We start from the raw sequence: 15,096 nt of genomic DNA, 5'->3' as shown, positions 1-15,096 counted from the left end.
CCAAACACGAAATAAATCGACGAAAAGGTTATCAAAATGGAATCACTGCCGATTTTCGCGAGGATTTCAGTAGTTTTTCGTGATAACTGGGTGAGCATGTTTTTGGAATATTATCAGCAGGTAGTGACGGAACGGATTTGCTGGCAAGGGGTTGCAGTGGCTGATAACCAAATTCGGCCGAGCCTCGGAAATGGTTGTCAGAGGAGTTGAGTGGCGGTCTGGAGTTGGAAGCGGGGTCGCTAATGCATAAGCCAAGGAACCCCCGCCGCAGGGGCGGGGGCGGATAGCAACGAAGCGGGCTGGACGAAGATCAAGTGACATGAATCGTGTGCCAGCAGCGGCACGCGAGAGTCCGTAGATTGTTCCGTTTGGAGCGACTGTAGCGACTGGGCAAAAACGCTGAAAACCCGCGGAAAACTGCCGATTTTGGCTGTCGGCAGAACCTTAAGTTTTCTGCAGAGAATTTCGAAATTCCTAAAGCGGTGCGCCAAGAGAAGTTAACAAGGCTGCGCGTTACAGCTTGAAAAAATTGCATTTGCCTTTAGACCAGACGTCCCCCACACTTGTGCGTAACAGCGACTCGCGCAAATGACTGCGCGATTTTTCTAGCGATGCGGCAGCAATAGGGAGGAATGCAAGCGGCACGCAAGCGTGGTTTTACGCCCTGCCGGACGACAGCGTCCTGCGGAGCACAGGAACAGCGGTCATGAAACGCACCATTCGAATCCTCAGTATGCTGGCTCTGGGTAGCCCTCTGATTCTCGCTGGCGAAGCCGTATTCGCCCAAGGTTCTTGCTGCGGCACGCCCGTCGTTACGCAGCGGGTCGTCTACAAAACCATCTATGAACAACAGCCCGTCAAGGCGTTTCGCCTGGTGACCGAGCAGGTTCTGGACGAGCAAGAAGTGACGGTGCAGCGGCCGGAATGGGTCACCGAAACTCGCCAACGCAAGTTTTTGGTCAGCAAGCCCGTGACGGAAACGGAAGACCGCGAAGAGCGAATCACCGTGTTGCGGCCCGTGACGGAAACATCGTTTCGCGAAGAAACGGTCGATCAAACCACTTGGGTCACCGAAACCGAAAACCGCCAGCAGCGCTTCGTTGTGAATCGGCCGATCACCGAAACTCAGATGCAGCAGCAGCAATTCACCGTCCGTCGCCCGGTTCAAGAAACGGTGATGCAAGACCAGCAGTTCACCACGTTTTCGCCGGTCACCACCTTTCAACCGCAGACGGTCGAAATGGGCGGCGTTGTCAATCAAGCCTTCTATCAGCCTGGCAATGTTCGCAATCGCCTGGCCTGGGTACAGCGTGGCTGGTTGACCGATCCAGTGACTGGTGCGGCCGTTTGGAACCGTGGCGGGTTGCGTTGGGTGCCGATGCAGAACCCCGGTGTAACGACCGTCCAACCGACGTTCGTTTCGAACCCGGTGACGACGCAAGTTCCGGTCACCACCATGCAACCACAGATTGTCACACAACGGGTGCCGCTGAACGTCACTCGGTTTGTGGACGAAGTGGTGACGCAAGAAACGCCGATTCAAGTCACTCGCATGCAGCAAGTGGAAGAAGTTCGCGACGTTCCAGTAACCGTTCAACGGCCGGTCACTCAGCGAATCACTCGCAAAATCCCGGTCGAAACGACCCGCTTTGAGCGGGAAGAGATCATCCGTCCGGTACAAGTCACTGTGCAGAAGATCGTCACTGAAGAAGTGACCGAAGACTACAATGTTCAGGTCCAGCGGATCAACTACGAAGTCCGTAAGGTGCAAGTGCCGCGCACGGTGAACAAGTGGGTGGAATACACCGCTTATCGCATGGTCCCCAAGACCGTGATGATGAAGGTGCCTGTCGGCAGCTACGAAGGTGTGATCGAAGATGGTGCTACCACCACCTTTTATGCCCCGGCATCTGCTCCGACCTTGCCACCGCGCGTGATCTATGCCGAACCTGTCCGCGTGGAACGTCGGGTTGTCAGCCCTGCAGGAGTCGCTCCTGCCGCTGCCCCAGCCGGCACCCAAGGTGAAATCCGTCGCCCTGCCGAGGCTACCGAACCGGTGAAGCCGAAGGAAGAGGCCGATAAGAAGCCGACTTTGAAAAAGCCGGCCATCGAAGGCCCAACCAACGGCCCAGCTGTTGATCCGAATACGGCTCCCGATGCCGACCCGACTGCTCCCTCGGCCCTGCCATTAGATGGCAGCACGAAGGCTGCTTAAGTTGAGTGGGCGATTGCCCACGGAATGACCACCGAACCTAAAACGCGAGACACGTGTCTCGCGTTTGTCGTTTTTGGGGCTGGAGTTCGGGGCAGCAGACCTCCTGGCCTGACTGATCGGAATAAAGGCTCGGCAGACCCGCAAGTTCGCCGCCACCTGTGGCCCCGAAGCGACCCCCGGCCCTTGTTGGAGAGGGCCGAGGTAATTACCATACTGGTTTTCTCAAAATCCGGAGCGATCCGCTCATGCGACACGTCCTTTCGGCCGTCGTGCAGAACGTTCCCGGCGTGCTGGCTCACATTTCCGGCATGCTGGCGTCACGCGGCTACAACATCGATTCGCTGGCCGTCGGCGAGACCGATGATAAGACACTTTCCCGAATGACGTTTGTCGTCGTCGGTGACGATCGCGTGCTCGAGCAGGTTCGCAAGCAACTCAGCAAGGTGGTCACGGTCGTTCACGTCGACGACATCAGTTCGCAAGACTATGTCGAGCGCGACCTGATGCTGCTGAAAGTGAATGCCGCACCAGGGACCAAGCGAACCGAAGTTCGCGAATTGGTCGAGATCTTCCGTGGCCGCATCGTCGATGTTGGTCCCGAAGAAGTGATGATCGAGATCTCGGGCCGCGAGCAGAAGATTGTGGCTTTCATCGAGCGGATGCGCCCTTACGGCATCGTCGAGTTGGTTCGCACCGGTCGCATCGCCATGGTGCGCGGACTTCCTCGCACCAAGCCCAAGGAAGAAGACATCAGCTTGCCGGAAGACATCCCGGTCCGGGAAGTCGCCAGCCACGACAACCTGTAATTGATGTTGGAGTCCCGGCTTTAGCCGGTTACCGACACGAACAAATGCCGGCTAAAGCCGGTACTCCAACCAGCCCAAATCACACTCATAATCCGCTCCGTTAGAAGGACTCGTCTCCATGCCCGCCACAATTTTCTACGACAACGACGCCGACCTCAGTAACCTCAAGGGTAAAGTTGTCGCCATCATTGGTTACGGTTCGCAAGGTCACGCCCAGGCTCAGAACCTGCGCGACAGCGGTGTGAACGTGATCATTGGCCAGCGGCCGGGTGGTCCGAACTACGATCTGGCCATTAAGCATGGTTTTAAGCCGATGTCGGCTGCCGATGCGACCAAGCAGGCCGATGTGATCAACATCTTGCTGCCAGACGAAATTCAAGGCGATGTCTATCGCCAGGAAATCAAGCCGAACCTGAAGCCCGGCGCCATTCTGATGTGCTCGCACGGTTTCAACCTGCACTTCGGCCAAGTCGAGCCACCGCCGGGTGTCGACACCTTGCTCGTCGCCCCCAAGGGCCCGGGACACCTCGTCCGCAGCGAATTCGAAAAGGGTGGTGGCGTGCCCTGCTTGATCGCCGTCGGTCCGGGTGCCAAGCCAGAGACCACCAAGATCGGTCTCGCCTATGCCAAGGGCATTGGTGGCACGCGCGGTGGTGTGATTCAAACCACGATCGCCGAAGAAACCGAAACCGACCTGTTCGGCGAACAAGTAGTGCTCTGCGGCGGCGTCAGCGAACTGGTCAAGGCAGGTTTCCAAACGCTGGTCGAAGCCGGTTATCAGCCTGAAATGGCTTACTTCGAGTGCATGCATGAGCTGAAGCTGATCGTCGACCTGCTGTACCAAGGTGGTCTGAGCTACATGCGTTACAGCATCAGCAACACCGCTGAATACGGCGACTACACTCGCGGTCCACGGATCATCACCGACGAGACTCGCAAGGAAATGAAGAAGATCCTCAAGGAAATCCAGAGCGGCCAGTTCGCTCGCGAATGGATCCTCGAGAACAAGGCCGGCGCTCCTGGCTTCAAGGCCACTCGCCGCCATGAGAAGAGCAGCCAGCTGGAAGACGTGGGCCGCCGCCTTCGCAAGCTGATGACCTGGATCAACGCGAAGGAAGTTTAGTCGCATTTCCTACTCCCTCGCCTCGGTAATCCCACCATTAGTCATCAGGTAGCACCGCCAAAAAAACTAAGCGACTTTGCCTGCTAGCTGCTTTGCCATAGTTAGCAGCTAGCGAGCGTAAGTCGAAGCGATTTGTTGCGAATGGTAGCTGATGAATAATGCTGCGGTAGTCCGGGTGAGGGATTAGCCGGAACAGCGCATGGACGCTGGTTCCGGCTTACGGACCTTCCTGTTTTCGTCGCCAGTTCTCCTTGGCGATTTGCTGCGCTCCGGGAGCCCATTCAAACTCCCAACCAAACAAGTCGCTGAGCGCTTGAGCTGCTCGCCGGCTTTGCGACCCTTGGTCATCTTCATCGAGCTTCGCCACCAAGAATTCGATCGCTCGTTGATCGCCTTGCCGCCCCAATCCCCGAGCCGCTGCTACGCGATCTCGCTCTTCAGCGTTGCTCTCGAAAACGCGATTGAGGTGCGGGATTACGAGGGGCGAGGTGAATTTGGAGAGAGCGGCAACAAGCGAGAACGGAGTCTCTTCCTCCGCGTACTTTTCTGCTAACTCCAGCAGTGATGGCAGGCACCTTTCGCCCCGCATTGCGGCAGCTGCATTTACGGCCCACCAGCGTGCCTCACCTTCGGTGGCAATGATTTTGGCGATGGCTTCTGCAAACCGTGTCAGCTTGGCATTGCCGACAACCTGAATCATCCAACTGTGACGTTTGGCATCCTCATCATTCAACCCGGCAACGATCCACTCATCCACGCTTGGCAAAGGTGGATCGCATTCGACGACCAGCCAAGCCGCAACTTGGAACCGCTTGATTGACTTCCCCACGGCCTTGTCCAAGACGGTGGCCCGTATATCGTCAGGAATTGAGTGAAAATAAGATCGTGCCTTGGTATATAGCGCAGGATCTCGTGGCCGATTGAACGTCTTGCTCAGATCGTTCAACACTTCCTGCAATGCTACGATGTAAGATTTGTCTGCAGAACCTCGGGCCATGTTATCTCCCGTTAGTTACAACAAGGTTGTGGAGTCGAATCAATCCCCGGCAACAAGCGGAGAACGTCACAGCGACATTTGGACATGATTTGGCAGGCCAGAATAGCCAATGCAGTGTCCAAAGAAACCCCGACAACTGATTCCGGCCTATCTGAGTAGCGACCTTGGGATATAATAGAGTGCATGACTGATTACACTCCTACGGATGGATAACCCGATGTCGCAAGCTGAAATGCTGGAACTGTTTGCCGAATTGGTGCCGGGTGATCGCGTGCAAGTCGATCACGAGGTGAAGGTCGGCTTTCGGAAGTGGCACACGACGACGATCGGCAAGGTCGTTCGCAAGGAACGCCGTCGCCACAGCTTGCACTTTCGCCGTAACAGCGACGACAAGGTCTTCAGCGACGTGTTGGTAATTCAGCGGGAAAGCGGCGAGTTAACGACGGTCACGCTCGACGAGTTTTCGCAGGTGAAGAAGTTGTAGCTGGCGATCGTTGGAGTTCCGGCTTGAGCCGGCAATGTGAGGACCGGCTCAAGCCGGCGCTCCAACAAAGGCGACTGTCCATGGCTCTCGACGTTCTCCATACGCAGCACCAACGCCGGTTTGCCGAGAGCAAGTTTGTCTACCCCGTGCTCAGCCGTCGCAGCGGTGGCATCTCGCTGGGGGTGAATCTCAACCCGGATAAGGTCTGCAACTTCGACTGCATCTATTGCCAGGTCGATCGCACGACGCAGAGCGACACCCGCTTTGTCGAACTGCCGCGCATGCTCGATGAGCTCGATCATTTTTTGAAGATGGTCACGAGCGGCGAACTGTACGAGACCGAGAAGTTCAGTCACACCCCCCCGCACCTGCGCCGGCTCAATGACATTGCCTTTTCGGGCGATGGAGAGCCAACGACGCACCGCAACTTCGACGAGATTGTCACTGCGGCTGCCGCCCTCAAAAAGCAGCACGGTCTCGACAACGTCAAGCTGGTGCTGATCACCAACGCGAGCATGTTTCATCGCCCACACGTGCAGCGGGGATTGGAAATTCTCGATCAAAACAACGGCGAGATTTGGGCCAAGCTGGAAGCAGGGACCGAAGCATATTTCAAGCTCATCGATCGGACGCCGATCTCGCTGCAGCAGATTGTCGACAACATCACCACCGCCGCGAAGGTTCGCCCGCTGGTGATTCAGTCACTCTTCATGCGAGTCGCGGGCGAACCACCAACAGCGGCCGAGTTCGACGCCTTCTGCGATCGCTTGAATGAGATCACCGCGGCCGGTGGTAAGCTGAGCTTGATCCAGATCTATACTGTAGCGAGGAAGCCGACCGAGAGTTATGTGACGCCGCTGACCGATGCCGAAGTCGATGCACTTGTCGCGCGCGTGCAGGAACGAACCCGTATCCCCGCCCAGGCCTTCTACGGCGCGAACAGCGACGCCATCAAACCATCGAAGGAATCATGAACAAGCCCGCCCCGAAGTTAGCCCGGCAGTCGTCTAGCGAGTTCAAACGCTGGATCCCGTTCATCATGGGCGGACTGCTCGTCTGGGGTGCCGTGCTTGGCCTGGGCACTTATCTAACCGGGGGTGAGTACGCTGTTCGCCGCGGCCTGATCGTGTTCGTCTGCGCGGCGATCTTTGTGGCGTTCTGGTGGGCCGTGTTAGTGATCGGCGGGCGAAAGAACGCGGCGTAGCCTACTTATTTTTGCAGTTGTTCAGCTTGTCATCGGGGATGAGCAGGTCTGGCAGGATGCGGCCGTTGACGATCGTTTCTTCCACGATTCGCGGCACGTCTTTGATCCGCACTCCGCCGTACCAGATGGCCTGCGGATAGATCACGATCACCGGCCCCAGTTCGCACTGATCGAGACAGCCCGCCTCGTTGGCTCGCACCATTGGCTTGAGACCCCGCTTCTCCAGTTCCTTCTTCAAGGTCGACTTCAGCTCTTCGTCGCCATCGGGATCGCACGAGCCGCGGGCATGATCCTTTTTGCGTTGGTTGCAACAGACGAAGATGTGATGAGTGAATTGTGCCATCCACGCATCTTAATAACGACAGCGGCCGCCACAAGGACGGCCGCTGGATTCGCATGGGCATCTCTGCCTGCAGTGAGGAAATACTATCGCCCGCGTTTCTTCTCGCCTTTATCGTTATTGCCGTTGCCAGGATTGCTGGGCGGCGCAGTTGGGCGACTGGGCACTCCGTTCCGCTGCTGCACGCTGATGGGCGGCCGTGATGGCGAGGTTCGTTCGATCGTCGGCTTTTGCATCCGCGGCTCTACCTTCGGCGGAGTGAACGAGCGGGGCTCCACTTTGGGCGTGATGGACCGTGGAGTGGGATCCACTCTCGGCACCGTGATGTTCGGCTTCGGTGTCGAGGTGTTACCGCTGCGGTTCGTGTTGTTCAGCCGGTTCTGCAAATCCTTCACGCGATCCTGAGCGGCATTGCCGCCGGTGTTCCCGCCGCCGCCGCTGCGAGGAGTGAAGCTCGGACGATCCGACGAAAGTGGCGGACGCGTCACTTCTGTCTTGGGAAGATCTACCTTCGGAGTGTCAATCCTTGGCGTACGACCGGTGGGGCTCAAATTGGGCGGCACGATGCCCGTGTTACCAGACTGCGTGTTGCCGGGTTGTGGATTGTCGTTGCCGCGATTCCGAGCCTTATTGACCGCATCCTGTTGCTGTTGGCGAATCGTGTTCAGCCTTTCCTGCAAGTCAGTCTTGGCCGATGTTCCACCGATATTTGGCTTCTTTGACTTGTCGCCATCGCGTCCTGGCAGGGGATTCAAGTCGGTCGATTTCACGTCAGGCAAGCTGCCCACGTTGGTATCGGCCGGCGGATTCACTCCGGGCAACTTGCTGTTAGGACCGCGGCCGTTGCGACCGGGGACGTTCAAGTCACCGATCTTCGGCTTGTTGCCGGGAAGATCGATTTTCGGCTTGTTGCCAGAAGGATCGAAGTTGGGGCGAGACACGACGGTCTTGTCGGGCGTTTCAGGAACCGAAACCTTCGGCCTGTTGGGAATATGCGTCGACTTCGGCAGCTTGATTTTGCCATGCAAGTTGTCGCTGGCACCGGCCAATTGTTCTGTCGGGTTGCGACCAGGCAGCTTGATGTCTGGCTTGTCGTTGTCGTTGCCGCGATCACCGGGGCGAGCATTGCCGGGCAACTTCAGGTCGGGACCTTTCTTGTTATCGCCATCGTTGTCGCGACCGGGGCCTCGTCCGGGATTGTCGCGTCCGGGATTGTCGCGTCCGGGGAAGTCTCGACCGCCATCCTTGCCTGGACCATCGCGGCCGGGCAGATCACGGCTGACAAGGCTTACCTTTTCGTTGTCGAACCGCATCTTGTGCAGTTGCTTGATCTGCTCGATCGAGCCCTTGTTGAAGTCCTTCTGGGCAAGATCTTGCTTCTTCCAATGCTTGTCGGGAGTGCGAACGACGTCTTTCAAATCCTGCGCGAGGTACGCGGGACGGGTGTGGAAATCGCGATCGCGACTGTGACGCGCAACCTGATCTTTCCAGGTCATCGACGGCCGATCGTTGGCATGGTTGTCGTAGTGCTTGTGCCAACTCTGCATGCGGTTCGAATAGTTCACACCTTGACCGCGATAATGCACGTTGCAATACGACAACAGCGGATCGTAGCAACGTGGTCGGCTGTTGTAGTTGCACCAAGGGGTGAATTGACGATTCGCGTAGGTCGGTCCGTAGTAGTTGCCAAAGTAGTAATGGCAATTGGCATTGCGAACCCATAGGTGTACGAACAGGTTGCTGGTGTTGATCACGCAGCGAGGCGTGTAGAAATAAGCAGGGCGGTGATAGACGACCGGGTTGAAATAAACCGGCGCGAAAATCTGACCACGGCGAGGAAGGCGATAGTCGTAGTAGCCGGCCACGTAGATGCAGCCGCGGGGTGTCCAGACCCACTGAGGCTGAACGTACACCCACTCTTCGCGATAAGGTGCCCAGTAGCCAGCCGACCAGCGATAGTCGTTGTTAACATAGGCCCAAGAGCCGGGAATGTAGAAGTAATTGTCGCCGGGCGAGACGACCGACGGGCCCTGTTCGAGTGATTCCGGCGGCGGCTTGAGATATTCCATCTCTTCGACTTGCTCGGCAATCCAGAAGCCGGCGACCCATTGAAATCCACCCATCACTTCGGCCCAATAGCCTGGGACCCAACGACGGCCCGGCGGCGGATCGCGCCAGACACCACTGATCCAGATGAAGTCGTCGCGATCTTCGTCCCACGACCAATAGCCGGGGAACCATTGAACATTGTCCCCCTCGGGCTGATACTCCGGGGGAACTTCCTTAATGTCTGCCGGCGGCTGCTTGCCAATGATCAAGCCGGGCGCGGGATCAACCGCCGTGGGGCTGGCGAAGGCCTCGTGTACCGGACCGCGGGTGAGCGTCTCGACGCCTTCGCTGTCGATGGCCGGAGGGAGATCGTCTTGAGCGAAGACGGAGCCGGAGCCGCCGACCACCACCAAGCCGACCAGAAAGGACCACACACCTCGTACCGCCGGATGAACAGTCATGTCATCCTCCCGTGAGAAAACCTCGTGCAACCTCTTGTCATTCGACCACGTGGTTGCAACGAAAGCAATTTGTAAGCCTTGGCATGTTGCAGGCCAGCCCGCCGGAGTGCCGTTTCGAGCAGTGACCCGCTGGCAATTGTGCAGTTCGGCGCGAAAAGGTAAATGCCGTTTGTACTTAGCTCGATTCAAAACAATCGATGTGTAGGCTCACTTCTCTTTTTCGACGTGTCTTGGTAACAGCGAGAGCCAAAACGGGCTTTCCGAAAAACGATATCAAGTTGATAACAGGTTGTCGCGAATTTGAGTTGCAAAGCGAATCTACCTGGAGTGCGACGAAAGCCCGCGAAACCGGCTTCTGCCGCTCGGCCTGCTTGTATCCATTGCGACGTTGGCCGAAACTCTGCGGGCCACCAGCGGTTAGAGTTTGTGGGCAAGCAACGACGGCGAGTTGAGATGCAAGTTCAAACCACGCGATTGATTGAGCAGGCAAACGATGTACAAGTCTTATCTCGGGCGTTCCTTCGCTTTCGTGCTGGCGACACTGTTAGGCAATCTGATGGGACGTGCGCTGATGGCTGAGGACCCCGTGGCTGATCCAGCGAATGCTGCGCACCACAAGCTGGCGGCCGAGTATAGCGCCACCCGCAAGGGCTTGAGCGTACTGGTGCGCGTGGATGGTAAGGAGGTCTTTGCCGACTATGCCAACGGCGGTGGCAAGGAACGGGCCCATGAACTGGCGAGTGGCACCAAGAGCTTTAACGGCGTGATGGCGGCAGCGGCGATCCACGACGGCCTGATCAAGTCGTGGGACGAAAAGATCAGCGAGACAATCACCGAATGGAAAGACGACGACGCCAAAAAGGACATCACACTTCGTCAGTTGCTCAGCCTGACCAGTGGCATGAGCAGTGGGCAAATTGCCCGCGTGCCGACCTTTGCCGATGCGATTCAAACGACCGTTCGCTTCGAACCGGGCCAACGGTTTCAGTACGGTCCCGCGCCGTTTCAAACCTTCGGCGAAGTGATGCGGCGGAAGCTGAAGGACAAAGACGAGAGCCCGCTCGACTACCTGCAGCGGCGGATTTTCCAGCCCATCGATTTGCACGTAGGCAGCTGGCGCAAGGGCACCGATGGCATGCCGCACTTGCCTTCAGGAGCCCATCTCACCGCCACTGAGTGGGCCAAGTTCGGCGAACTGGTTCGCAATGGCGGCAAATGGGATGATAAGCAAATTGTTGATCAGAAGCTGCTCGACGAGTGCTTCATTCCCGCCAAAGCGAATCCCGCTTATGGGCTAACTTGGTGGCTCGTCGGCGCTGCCAATAATCAGCGGGCCGCTTTGTTCCCGGCGCTCGCTCGCGCAGCCAAGAAGGGGGAAGATCATCCGCTGCGAGTTCCCGATTTGGTACAGGCGGCCGGAGCCGGCAATCAGCGGCTGTACATTAGCCGGCAGTTGAAAATCGTCGTCGTGCGCCAGGCAGGCGGGATTCTCGAAGCGCTGGGCGGCCGAGATGCCACCGAGTGGAGCGACCGCGAGTTCCTCGCGAGATTGCTCTATGGAACGGACGCCGCGGGGAAGAAGCTGTAGAGGTTGCCGCACGCAGGCATCTGATCTAGTCTGTTGAATAGGGAAAGGTGATCAGATGTCAGCAGCACCTACACGTCGTATTACGCCATCTGAGTACTTGGAACTCGATCGCGTCGCTAGCGAACGATTTCAGTATTACCGGGGCGAAATGTTCGCCATGGCAGGCGGCACGAAGAATCACAACCGCATCGCGAGAAATATGCTCGTCGCGTTCGAGAATCATTTTCGCAAACATCTCCGCCGCTGTGAGACGTTCTCATCGGACCTTCGACTTCAGGTCAATCCACAGTCCTTCTACACCTATCCCGATGTAACAGTGGTGTGTGGTGAGGCCAAGTTTCTTGATGAGCGTGCAGACACATTAACAAACGCTACGCTCATTGTTGAAGTCTTATCACCCTCAACTGAACATTTCGATCGTGGCAAGAAGTTTGAGAATTATCGGCAGCTCGAGTCGCTCCAAGAGTACGTGCTCGTTTCGCAGCACAAACCGCTCGTCGAGCGATTCTTGCGAGAAAATGATGGCTCGTGGAAGCTAAATGTCGCGGATCATGCCGCCGACAAATTGCACCTCGCCTCACTGGACTTGCAACTGCCCCTCAGCGAGATCTATCTGGATGTCGATTTTCCGCCAATTGTGGAAGATCCACCTGGCGAGCTGAAAGCGCCGCCATTCGACGAGACCAATCGCCCGTACTGACGAGAGCTCACTACCGTCCCGTTACCAGGCGGTCGCCGAGCATGTTGTCGAGTTGCGGAATATCGTAGATCTTGCCGCGAGTGGTCTCGACGGGATATTCCAGCCGGCGATAGGTGATGTTGGTGTCTTCCAGAATCACATAGCAAGCGCGAGGATCGCCATCGCGAGGCTGACCGACGCTGCCGACGTTCACCATCGCTTTGTCGCTGCTCAGCCGATACGAGTTGTTGCACTCTTCGGGCGTGATAAAGCGATAGTCGGGCGTAAAGACGCCGGGCAAGTGCGTGTGGCCTTGCAGGCAGTATTTTTGAATGCGGTTGAAGAGCGCGTCCATTTTGCGCTGGTTGTAGATGTCTTCCGGAAAAACATACTCGTTCGTAGGCTCGCGGGGCGAACCATGCACGAATAGGAAGTCGCCGTCCGACAAGGTGCGATGCAACTCACCAAGAAAGTCCCAGCGGCGATTGCGCTGCGAAGGAGTTCCCGGGCCATCCTCCAGTTGTTCGCGCGTCCAGTAGATGGCCCGCTGAGCAACCGGATTGAAGCCATCAGGATCGAAGAGCGTCGCCTGATCGTGATTGCCGAGAATCGTGGCTTCGCAATTCTCAATCACTTCGTCCAGGCACTCGCAGGGGTTCGGCCCATAGCCGACAATGTCGCCCAGGCAGTAAATTTCTTTGACGCCCTGGTCACGGATATCGGCGAGGACGACGCGCAGCGCCTCCAAGTTGCCGTGAATATCGCTGATCAGAGCACGCTTCACGCGGATAAACCTTTTTGAGCCTGACGACGGTTCTCAAACGTTCCGCGGCGGCTGGGCGGAGTGAATGAGGATGAGTGTGAAGGAAAACAATGTTGGAACAATGCGAACACAGCGCCAGCAAGTCTAAGACTACCTTAGACTTTGGTCAATATCTGCGATAATCCCCCCTCCGTCGGACGAGAGCCAGGCAGCGGCCTCGTTCCTGACGAGAGCTAAATGAATTATCGCTTCATCTTCCCCTCTGGTTGCCTGATTTCCCTCGATTTTCTTGAAAGCTTGCTTGAATGACGGTTTGGACACTAGCGCTCGAAACGGTCGCAACGGCTGGATCAGTCGCCTTGTTGAGCGATGGGGAAATCCGCAGCCAGCAGCAACTTCCGCTTGAGTCGCGGTCGGCACGCACGTTAACCACTGCCATTCACGATTTGTGGGAAGCGGCGGATAAGCCGAAAATCAGTCTGGTCACGGTGGCCAGTGGTCCCGGCTCGTTTACGGGCCTCCGAGTCGGTGTGACCACTGCCAAGACGCTTGCCTTTGCCTGGGGAGCCAAACTGATTGGCGTGAACACACTGGATGCCATTGCCGCTCAGGTTCCAACCAGCGACTGCACTTTGCACGTTGTGTTGGATGCGCAGCGAAAAGAGCTGTTCCTGGCGACGTATCGGACGAGCAGTGGCCGATGGCAACGACAAGCGGCCGATACCATTATTGCGGCTCAAAGCTGGCTCGATTCCTTGGCCAGCGCCCCAGCGGATGCAAATCCGATCGTGGCGGGCCCCGCCCTGAATAAGCTGCACAATCGTGTCCCTGCAAATGTGGTTTGCAGCGATCCAAGCACATGGCACGCGCAGGCAGCGACCATTGGACACTTAGCCCATTTGGCCAACCTTGCTGGCGGTGCAGATGAACTGTGGTCACTCGCCCCGCACTATCTACGTGTCAGTTATGCGGAAGAGAAGCGGACAGAGGCTCACTAGAAAGAGACGACAGCTTTCGTCAGCCAGCGGCCTTCTTCAATCTGCAGGTCATCGCCCTCTCACCGGGCGGCACGTGTTAAACTAGTAGCAACGCCTTCAGGCCACAGCACTCCAGATTTGTTCCGTCGGATGACCGTCTATGCCCGTGCAAATGCAGTTGTCGCGAATCATCATTAGCGAGATTAACGAGCAACAATTCATCTATCTGAAAGAGGTCGATGGCGAACGGCAATTTCCGATCCTTATCGGCCTGTTCGAGGCGCAGTCGATCAATAGCGGCGTCAAGCGGATCCGCTCACCTCGTCCGCGCACCCACGAATTGCTCGTGGGCGCGATCGAAGCGATGGGGGGCGAACTCGATAGCATTGTGATCAGCGAACTGCGCGATCACATTTATTTTGCGCGCGTGCGCGTGAAACGGGAGGGTGAAATCATCGAAATCGATTCCCGCCCCAGTGATGCCATTGCCGTGGCGTTTGCGTGCGAACCGCCACTTCCCATTTATGTCGCCGAAGAAGTGCTGGACGAAAGCATCGGCAGCTGATCGGGCACACAATCTGCAACACCTGCGCCTTGCCACCTGGGACATTCACAGCAACGATCATTCCTTCTCCGGAGATTTCTAGCATGCTCGTTCAAGTTCACACCGACAATCACATCATGGGTGGAGCGTCGCTGCAGGATTGGGTCAAAACCGAAGTGGGCGGCACGCTCGAACGCTTTCAGCCCCAACTCACGCGCGTCGAAGTTTATCTGTCCGATTTGAACAGCCACAAGCCAGCTCAGAACGATCAAAGCGACAAGCAATGCAAGCTGGAAGCACGCTGGTCCGGCCTCGACCCGATTGTCGTTTCGAAGACCGCCGATAACGTCAAAACGGCTGTTGGTGCCGCATTGGATGCTCTCATTCTCACGCTCGATAGTCGCATTGAAAAAATGCGTGACGCAAAGCGGCATCCGACTTTGCCGGACGTTGGCGAAGTGTAAACTCCGTCGCTGTGCTTGATCAATTACTTCGTGCCACCTGCCTGACGAATATCTATGTCGAACCCTTATCAATCGCCCCAGTCGCCCGGTGGGCCGCAACCAGGTCCCCGTGGCGAAGGAGATGCGACGGGCGGAGTAATTCCGTACAAGAACATGCCGGCGCTGCTGGCGTACTACATCGGAATTGTGTCGCTGCTTTGCTGCTTCGTTGGCTTGCCGGTGGGCATTGTCTCGATCGTGCTGGGAATCATGGGCTTGCAAAAGCGAGCCCGCCAGCCAGAGGTCAAAGGCTCTGTTCACGCCTGGATTGGCATCGTTTGCGGCGTGCTGTCGACGATCGGTGCCATTTTGATGGCAATCGCCATCATCGGCGGAATTGCCTCTAGCAATCGATAACTGCCA

16 protein-coding genes are annotated in these 15,096 nt (G+C 57.0%); 12 read left to right on the top strand and 4 right to left on the bottom strand.

Annotation, left to right across the window (positions count from 1 at the left end):
• Positions 1-706: 706 nt before the first annotated feature.
• The 3 genes from NA78x_RS12680 (at position 707) to ilvC (ending at position 4,144) form a co-directional block, all read left to right on the top strand.
• The gene (locus NA78x_RS12680; RefSeq protein ID WP_425618821.1) at positions 707-2,215 is read left to right on the top strand and encodes a hypothetical protein; all 1,509 of its coding nucleotides are present in this window, start codon (positions 707-709) and stop codon (positions 2,213-2,215) included.
• Positions 2,216-2,460: 245 nt separating this feature from the next.
• On the top strand, positions 2,461-3,021 hold the full coding sequence (gene ilvN, locus NA78x_RS12675; protein ID WP_425618820.1) for an acetolactate synthase small subunit: 561 nt from the start codon (positions 2,461-2,463) through the stop codon (positions 3,019-3,021).
• 118 nt (positions 3,022-3,139) lie between these two features.
• Positions 3,140-4,144, top strand: coding sequence for a ketol-acid reductoisomerase (ilvC, locus tag NA78x_RS12670; protein WP_425618819.1), 1,005 nt, complete (start codon positions 3,140-3,142; stop codon positions 4,142-4,144).
• Positions 4,145-4,361: 217 nt separating this feature from the next.
• On the opposite strand, the gene NA78x_RS12665 is transcribed toward ilvC, so the two are convergent.
• Complete coding sequence (locus tag NA78x_RS12665; RefSeq protein ID WP_425618818.1) at positions 4,362-5,141, bottom strand: HEAT repeat domain-containing protein; 780 nt, start codon at positions 5,139-5,141, stop codon at positions 4,362-4,364.
• Between the two features lie 217 nt (positions 5,142-5,358).
• Here NA78x_RS12665 and NA78x_RS12660 point away from each other — a divergent pair, with 217 nt between their 5' ends.
• From NA78x_RS12660 to NA78x_RS12650, 3 genes are all read left to right on the top strand, one after another.
• Complete coding sequence (locus NA78x_RS12660; protein WP_425618817.1) at positions 5,359-5,625, top strand: hypothetical protein; 267 nt, start codon at positions 5,359-5,361, stop codon at positions 5,623-5,625.
• An 80-nt stretch (positions 5,626-5,705) separates the two neighbouring features.
• A complete protein-coding gene (locus NA78x_RS12655) occupies positions 5,706-6,599 on the top strand; it encodes a radical SAM protein (RefSeq protein WP_425618816.1) in 894 nt (297 codons plus the stop codon).
• Positions 6,596-6,829: a hypothetical protein gene (locus NA78x_RS12650; RefSeq protein WP_425618815.1), complete on the top strand. Its 234-nt coding sequence runs from the start codon at positions 6,596-6,598 to the stop codon at positions 6,827-6,829. Before NA78x_RS12655 ends, NA78x_RS12650 begins: the two co-directional genes overlap by 4 nt.
• A 1-nt stretch (position 6,830) precedes the next feature.
• On the opposite strand, the gene NA78x_RS12645 is transcribed toward NA78x_RS12650, so the two are convergent.
• Entirely contained in the window at positions 6,831-7,172 is a 342-nt protein-coding gene (locus NA78x_RS12645) for a (2Fe-2S) ferredoxin domain-containing protein (RefSeq protein ID WP_425618814.1), read from the bottom strand.
• 83 nt (positions 7,173-7,255) lie between these two features.
• Entirely contained in the window at positions 7,256-9,679 is a 2,424-nt protein-coding gene (locus NA78x_RS12640; protein WP_425618813.1) for a hypothetical protein, read from the bottom strand.
• Positions 9,680-10,172: 493 nt separating this feature from the next.
• On the opposite strand from NA78x_RS12640, the gene NA78x_RS12635 reads away from it, so the two are divergent.
• Together NA78x_RS12635 and NA78x_RS12630 are read left to right on the top strand one after the other, a co-directional pair.
• Positions 10,173-11,267 carry a serine hydrolase domain-containing protein gene (locus NA78x_RS12635; RefSeq protein ID WP_425618812.1) on the top strand — a complete coding sequence of 365 codons (1,095 nt, stop codon included), beginning with the start codon at positions 10,173-10,175 and terminating at the stop codon, positions 11,265-11,267.
• Positions 11,268-11,322: 55 nt separating this feature from the next.
• Positions 11,323-11,967: a Uma2 family endonuclease gene (locus NA78x_RS12630; RefSeq protein WP_425618811.1), complete on the top strand. Its 645-nt coding sequence runs from the start codon at positions 11,323-11,325 to the stop codon at positions 11,965-11,967.
• Between the two features lie 10 nt (positions 11,968-11,977).
• Here the strand turns inward: NA78x_RS12630 and NA78x_RS12625 are convergent, their stop codons facing one another.
• Positions 11,978-12,730: a metallophosphoesterase family protein gene (locus tag NA78x_RS12625; protein ID WP_425618810.1), complete on the bottom strand. Its 753-nt coding sequence runs from the start codon at positions 12,728-12,730 to the stop codon at positions 11,978-11,980.
• Positions 12,731-13,014: 284 nt separating this feature from the next.
• Here NA78x_RS12625 and tsaB point away from each other — a divergent pair, with 284 nt between their 5' ends.
• The 4 genes from tsaB to NA78x_RS12605 all read left to right on the top strand — a co-directional run bounded on the left by tsaB (position 13,015) and on the right by NA78x_RS12605 (position 15,090).
• Positions 13,015-13,707, top strand: coding sequence for a tRNA (adenosine(37)-N6)-threonylcarbamoyltransferase complex dimerization subunit type 1 TsaB (gene tsaB, locus NA78x_RS12620; protein WP_425618809.1), 693 nt, complete (start codon positions 13,015-13,017; stop codon positions 13,705-13,707).
• Positions 13,708-13,846: 139 nt separating this feature from the next.
• Positions 13,847-14,251, top strand: a complete 405-nt coding sequence (locus tag NA78x_RS12615) for a bifunctional nuclease family protein (RefSeq protein ID WP_425618808.1) — start codon at positions 13,847-13,849, stop codon at positions 14,249-14,251.
• An 83-nt stretch (positions 14,252-14,334) separates the two neighbouring features.
• Complete coding sequence (locus NA78x_RS12610) at positions 14,335-14,694, top strand: HPF/RaiA family ribosome-associated protein (RefSeq protein WP_425618807.1); 360 nt, start codon at positions 14,335-14,337, stop codon at positions 14,692-14,694.
• A gap of 54 nt (positions 14,695-14,748) precedes the next feature.
• Complete coding sequence (locus NA78x_RS12605; protein ID WP_425618806.1) at positions 14,749-15,090, top strand: DUF4190 domain-containing protein; 342 nt, start codon at positions 14,749-14,751, stop codon at positions 15,088-15,090.
• Positions 15,091-15,096 lie beyond the last annotated feature (6 nt).

Origin of the sequence: Anatilimnocola aquadivae (genome assembly GCF_049819085.1) — a bacterium.
GTDB lineage: Bacteria > Planctomycetota > Planctomycetia > Pirellulales > Pirellulaceae > Anatilimnocola.
This window is presented reverse-complemented; position numbering and strand designations above follow the sequence as displayed.

Coding starts and splice junctions, on each gene's coding strand:
- NA78x_RS12680 (WP_425618821.1), top strand. CDS start 707: ATGAAACGCACCATTCGAATCCTCAGTATGCTGGCTCTGGGTAGCCCT.
- ilvN (WP_425618820.1), top strand. CDS start 2,461: ATGCGACACGTCCTTTCGGCCGTCGTGCAGAACGTTCCCGGCGTGCTG.
- ilvC (WP_425618819.1), top strand. CDS start 3,140: ATGCCCGCCACAATTTTCTACGACAACGACGCCGACCTCAGTAACCTC.
- NA78x_RS12665 (WP_425618818.1), bottom strand. CDS start 5,141: ATGGCCCGAGGTTCTGCAGACAAATCTTACATCGTAGCATTGCAGGAA.
- NA78x_RS12660 (WP_425618817.1), top strand. CDS start 5,359: ATGTCGCAAGCTGAAATGCTGGAACTGTTTGCCGAATTGGTGCCGGGT.
- NA78x_RS12655 (WP_425618816.1), top strand. CDS start 5,706: ATGGCTCTCGACGTTCTCCATACGCAGCACCAACGCCGGTTTGCCGAG.
- NA78x_RS12650 (WP_425618815.1), top strand. CDS start 6,596: ATGAACAAGCCCGCCCCGAAGTTAGCCCGGCAGTCGTCTAGCGAGTTC.
- NA78x_RS12645 (WP_425618814.1), bottom strand. CDS start 7,172: ATGGCACAATTCACTCATCACATCTTCGTCTGTTGCAACCAACGCAAA.
- NA78x_RS12640 (WP_425618813.1), bottom strand. CDS start 9,679: ATGACTGTTCATCCGGCGGTACGAGGTGTGTGGTCCTTTCTGGTCGGC.
- NA78x_RS12635 (WP_425618812.1), top strand. CDS start 10,173: ATGTACAAGTCTTATCTCGGGCGTTCCTTCGCTTTCGTGCTGGCGACA.
- NA78x_RS12630 (WP_425618811.1), top strand. CDS start 11,323: ATGTCAGCAGCACCTACACGTCGTATTACGCCATCTGAGTACTTGGAA.
- tsaB (WP_425618809.1), top strand. CDS start 13,015: ATGACGGTTTGGACACTAGCGCTCGAAACGGTCGCAACGGCTGGATCA.
- NA78x_RS12615 (WP_425618808.1), top strand. CDS start 13,847: ATGCCCGTGCAAATGCAGTTGTCGCGAATCATCATTAGCGAGATTAAC.
- NA78x_RS12610 (WP_425618807.1), top strand. CDS start 14,335: ATGCTCGTTCAAGTTCACACCGACAATCACATCATGGGTGGAGCGTCG.
- NA78x_RS12605 (WP_425618806.1), top strand. CDS start 14,749: ATGTCGAACCCTTATCAATCGCCCCAGTCGCCCGGTGGGCCGCAACCA.